Origin of the sequence: Amycolatopsis sp. NPDC089917, assembly GCF_040684635.1 — a bacterium.
In the GTDB taxonomy this organism is placed as follows: Bacteria; Actinomycetota; Actinomycetes; order Mycobacteriales; family Pseudonocardiaceae; genus Amycolatopsis.
The window spans coordinates 1-4,504 of the sequence record NZ_JBFBGL010000091.1 but is presented as its reverse complement, the minus strand read 5'-3'; the positions used below and the strand labels follow the sequence as shown (position 1 = coordinate 4,504).

Below are 4,504 nucleotides of genomic sequence, written 5' to 3'. Positions count from 1 at the left end.
AGCCACTTTCGGGACATCTGACGTCCTGAAAGTGGCTTTCGCGACGCGGCGCCCCAGGTGGCACTGGGGCCCGGATGAACCCTGACGGCCACAGAAACGGCCCTCCGCGCGCCTTTCTTCACCCGTTCGGCCCAACAGGTCAAAATCGGTATGAAAAGCACCCCCGAAACCGCGTAAGAGCGGGCGACCTGCCGACTTTCATACACGTGAGTGCGCTCGTGCCGCTTTTTGTCACAGGGGGCGAGCTGGTGGAGAAGAGGGGTCGGGGAGAGTGCTGATCGACGCTGAGAGCTATCAGCGGATACTCGGAGACGAGCTCCGCAAGCTCCGCCGCAAACGTGGCTGGACACGCAAGGAGCTGAACCAGCATCTGCAGAGCGAGATCTCGCTCCAGACGCTGGCCACCTACGAGCTGGGCACCAGACACTGTTCCGTGGTGCGGCTGGTCGAACTGTGCGTCGCGATGGACGAGCTGCCACAGGATCTGCTGGCCAAGGTGCACCGGCGGGTGTTCGTGGACGAACCCGGCCGGGTCCGGGTCGACCTGCGCCTGGTGATCAAGGACGACCAGGAGGAGCTGCTCCCCCTGCGACGGTGGGCGGACGACCGGCTCAAGCGGTCGGGCGACAACGGCTCCGCCGAGGTCCATCTCGACTTCGCGGCGCTGGAGCGGATGGCCGAACTGTGCGGCATCCCCACCGTCGATCTCATCGGAAGGCTTCGCCGGCTCAACCCCTCATGAGCGCGGCGTTCCCCGGTCCGTGAAGGCCATGCCCCCCATCTTGGCTTTCACGGACCCTCCCCGCTTCAGCCGAGGAGTTCGTAGTCCTCGCGCTTCACCTGGCGGGTGTCCAGCCAGTAGCGCCAGGTGAAACCCGGCCAGATCGTGCGGTTGACGCCCTTCGCGTCCAGGTACCAGCTCATGCAGCCGCCCTGGGTCCAGATGCCCTTGGCGAGCTTGCGCTGGATTTCGCCGTTGAACCGCTCCTGCGCCTCCGGCCGGGGGTCGAGCGCCTTGCCCCGCGCGAGCCGCAGCGCCTGCGCGACGTAGGAGATCTGCGCTTCGATCATGAACACCACGGAGTTGTGCCCCAGTCCGGTGTTCGGGCCGAGCAGGAAGAACAGGTTCGGGAAGCCGGACACGGTGATGCCCTGGTAGGTCCGCATGCCCTCGGCCGCCCACTCCTTGCCGAGGTTGCGTCCGTCGCGGCCGATGATCTCCAGGTCGTCGAAGGCGTCCGTGACGTGGAAGCCGGTGCCGTAGATGATCGCGTCGACCTCGTGCTCGACGCCGGCGCCGTCGACGACGCTGTGCTCGCGGACCTCCTTCACGCCGTCGGTGACGACGTCGACGTTGTCCCGCGCGAGTGCCGGGTAGTAGTCGTTGGAGACCAGCACCCGCTTGCAGCCCATGGTGTAGTCCGGTGTCAGCTTCCGGCGCAGCTCGGGGTCTTTGACGCTCTTGAAGATGTTGCGCTGCGCGATGCGCTGGCCGATCTTCATCACCCACGGCTGCCCGTTGAAGCCGATCGCGCGGGCTTCGAGGCCCCAGTAGAGGACGTTGCGGAAAGCCCGCTGAAGCAGCGGCACCGAACCGAACGCCTTCTGCAGCGCTTCCGGCATCTCGCGGTCCGGTTTCGGCATGATCCACGGCGGCGTGCGCTGGAAGAGCGTCAGCTCGGCGACGTCCTTCGCGATCCGCGGCACGAACTGGATCGCGCTCGCGCCGGTGCCGACCACGGCTACCCGTTTGCCCGCCAGGTCGTAGTCGTGTTCCCACTGCGCGGAGTGGAACGCCCGGCCCTTGAAGCGCTCGATGCCGGGCAGCTTCGGGATCTGCGGCAGGTGCAGCGCGCCGACCCCGGCGACCAGCGCGGGCGCGACGAACTCCTCGCCGGACTTGGACGCGACGTGCCAGCGGTTCTCGTCGGCGTCCCAGCGGGCGCCGGTCATCTCCTGGCCGAAGCGGATGAAGCGGTGGAGGTCGTACTTCGCGGCGACGTCGCGCATGTAGCGCCAGATCTCCGGCTGCGGCGAGTACGCCCGGGACCAGCCGGGGTTCTGCTCGAAGGAGAACGAGTACATGTGCGAGGGGATGTCGCAGGCGCAGCCGGGGTAGGTGTTGTCCCGCCACGTGCCGCCCACGTCGTCGGCCTTCTCCAGGATGACGAAGTCCTCGCGGCCCTCTTTCCGCAGCTGGATGGCCATGCCCAGCCCGGAGAAGCCGGTTCCGACGATGACGACACCGGTCTCGGTGCGGTTGCCCATGACCCGACCTCTCGCTCGTATTACCTGTTACCGGGAGTTCACCTTACTCGAAGTAGGTTACCTTCGGTAGAGTGTCGTGGTGACGACGGCGAAGCGCAAACGCATGCCCCGGGCAGAGCGGATGAGGCAGATGATCGAAATCGCCGAGGAAGTCTTCGCCGAACGCGGCTACAGCACGGCCTCGATGGACGACATCGCCGAGCGCGTCGGGGTCTCCAAGCCGATGCTCTACGAGTACTTCAACTCGAAAGAGGGGCTGTTGCTGGCCTGCATCCAGCAGTCGCGGACGGCGCTGCGCGAGGTCACCGAACGGGCGACCGTCGGCGCGACGTCCGCCGAGGACGCGCTGAGGCGCGGCCTGCTCGCCTTCTTCGTCTTCATCCGGGAACGACGGCAGGCCTGGTCGCTGCTCCGCCACGAGATGGTCCTGATCGGCACGGGCGCCGCCGAAGAGATCGAACAGACCCGGCGCCAGCAGACCGACCTGATCGCCGCGCTGATGAGCGGCTACTTCGAATCGGGCGACGACCTGCGCGCCGAGGCGTCCGCGGAGTTCGTCGTCGGGGCGTGTGAGCGGCTCGCGATCTGGTGCGAGCGACACGAGGACGTCAGCCCCGAATTGGCGACCGAATACGCGATGGACGTCCTCTGGTCAGGCCTGTCCGCGAGGGCCCGTTGAAACGACTGTGAAGATGCGCGTGCATTAGGCCATTCGGTCGTCACTCAGAGCACATTGCCGCCAGTGTCTTGTGACACAGAGTTGTCCTACTGTATCGATAACACTGTAGAAACTCTGATGGACCTTCACGGCCTCGGTCAGGAGGGGGCGCCACCACCCGAAAGTGGCGTCATGACGAGGGCGTGGCGAAGTCCACAGAGTGACGCATGCTCGCGAGGAGAGGGGTGAGGCGGATGACCGAACCGATCACCGCGTCGTACGTCCAGGAGGACGACGACTGGAAGGTCACGGTCAGCGGCTCCGGCAAGGAACTGACCGGTCGCGCGCCGGGCATCATCGCGGCGCGGGACCGAGCCGACCAGCTGGTCGAAAAACTGTCCCCGCCGGAGCGGTCGACTGTCGTGCACCTGCTCAACGGCAGTGCGTTCGACTTCACCGCCGCCTACATGACGGCGAGGCTGACGCTCCCGGAGATCGAACCGCTCGAGGTTCCTCCCCCGGCGAACGGCAAGGCCAAGGACAAGACCGGCGTCAAGCCCCCGGTGCCCCAGGGCAAGGAACTCCCGAAGGCCGTCGACGAGGCGAAGCCCGAAGAGAAGTCCGAGCCGGCCAAGACGCCCGCGAAGGCGGCCCAGACCTCCTGAGACCTACTTCAGGAGTTTGCGGATCAGCAGCACGCCGATCAGCACAGCCCCGCCGATGAGCGGGTACTTCACCTTGGGCTCGTCCAGCTTCGCGCGCAGACCGGTCTTCGCGGAATCCACCAGCTTCGCGGGGTTCGCCTTCGTGCCCAGCTGGTCGAGCGTGGCGACCAGCGCGTTCCTGGCCTGCTCGATCTCACGCTCGATGGTCTCGGGATCGCGAGCCACGTGTCCTCCTCGCCGCGACGGACTTGCTGGTAGCCCACGTTAGAGGACGCCACCCCCGGCCGTGGCATCGGCCACGCCGAGAAACGCCGAACGTGTCGCACGCTACGATTTCGGGGCAGCACTGGGGGCCCGTAGCCCAATTGGCAGAGGCACACGGTTTAGGTCCGTGCCAGTGAGAGTTCGAGTCTCTCCGGGCCCACCCAGGTCAGCGACCAGCCAAGTGACGTGATTGCGCCCCGGGACCGACATGGATCCGGTGACGACCACAGCCCGTCCAGCGGCCGCGTCCCGGCGGGCGAGCAGGCCGCCTGCGACTCCCTGCGGATGACCGCACGAAAGTACAGGCCGAGGTCGCCGAAACCTCCGCGGCCTCCTGTCCAGCGGGTGCCAGTTCACTGACTTCAGCCCGCCTGGTGACGGCGCAAGCCAAGGCCACCAGACGATCGGCAGGCCACGCGAGCGTGATTCGCGGACCCTTTCGGTCAGGGCGAGTCCGCGGATTCAGCGTGTCCCGAGCGCCACGCTGGGGACGCTCACCGTCTCGAACGTGGCGCTCGGGACGTTCTGCTCTGAAGCTTGGTCGTGAGTGGCGATTCGGGTTGGTTTGGGCAAAGACGCAGACGCAAGCCCCGCCGCGCCCCCCCCCCCCCCGGTAGGAGGCCCCAAAACCAAACACCCCCCTACGGAG

5 protein-coding genes and 1 tRNA gene are annotated in these 4,504 nt (G+C 66.7%); 4 read left to right on the top strand and 2 right to left on the bottom strand.

Features of this window, described 5'->3' with window-relative positions:
• The first annotated feature begins 271 nt into the window (after nt 1-271).
• Nucleotides 272-742: a helix-turn-helix domain-containing protein gene (locus AB0N89_RS37730; RefSeq protein ID WP_364215389.1), complete on the top strand. Its 471-nt coding sequence runs from the start codon at nt 272-274 to the stop codon at nt 740-742.
• Nucleotides 743-807: 65 nt separating this feature from the next.
• On the opposite strand, the gene AB0N89_RS37725 is transcribed toward AB0N89_RS37730, so the two are convergent.
• A complete protein-coding gene (locus AB0N89_RS37725) occupies nt 808-2,268 on the bottom strand; it encodes an NAD(P)/FAD-dependent oxidoreductase (RefSeq protein WP_364215386.1) in 1,461 nt (486 codons plus the stop codon).
• 121 nt (nt 2,269-2,389) lie between these two features.
• Here AB0N89_RS37725 and AB0N89_RS37720 point away from each other — a divergent pair, with 121 nt between their 5' ends.
• Entirely contained in the window at nt 2,390-2,947 is a 558-nt protein-coding gene (locus tag AB0N89_RS37720) for a helix-turn-helix domain-containing protein (protein ID WP_364215440.1), read from the top strand.
• 233 nt (nt 2,948-3,180) lie between these two features.
• Complete coding sequence (locus AB0N89_RS37715; RefSeq protein WP_364215384.1) at nt 3,181-3,591, top strand: hypothetical protein; 411 nt, start codon at nt 3,181-3,183, stop codon at nt 3,589-3,591.
• A 3-nt stretch (nt 3,592-3,594) separates the two neighbouring features.
• Here the strand turns inward: AB0N89_RS37715 and AB0N89_RS37710 are convergent, their stop codons facing one another.
• Nucleotides 3,595-3,816 carry a DUF3618 domain-containing protein gene (locus tag AB0N89_RS37710; RefSeq protein WP_005165704.1) on the bottom strand — a complete coding sequence of 74 codons (222 nt, stop codon included), beginning with the start codon at nt 3,814-3,816 and terminating at the stop codon, nt 3,595-3,597.
• Nucleotides 3,817-3,941: 125 nt separating this feature from the next.
• Between AB0N89_RS37710 and AB0N89_RS37705 the strand changes: the two genes are divergently transcribed.
• Nucleotides 3,942-4,015 (top strand) — tRNA-Leu (locus tag AB0N89_RS37705).
• Nucleotides 4,016-4,504 lie beyond the last annotated feature (489 nt).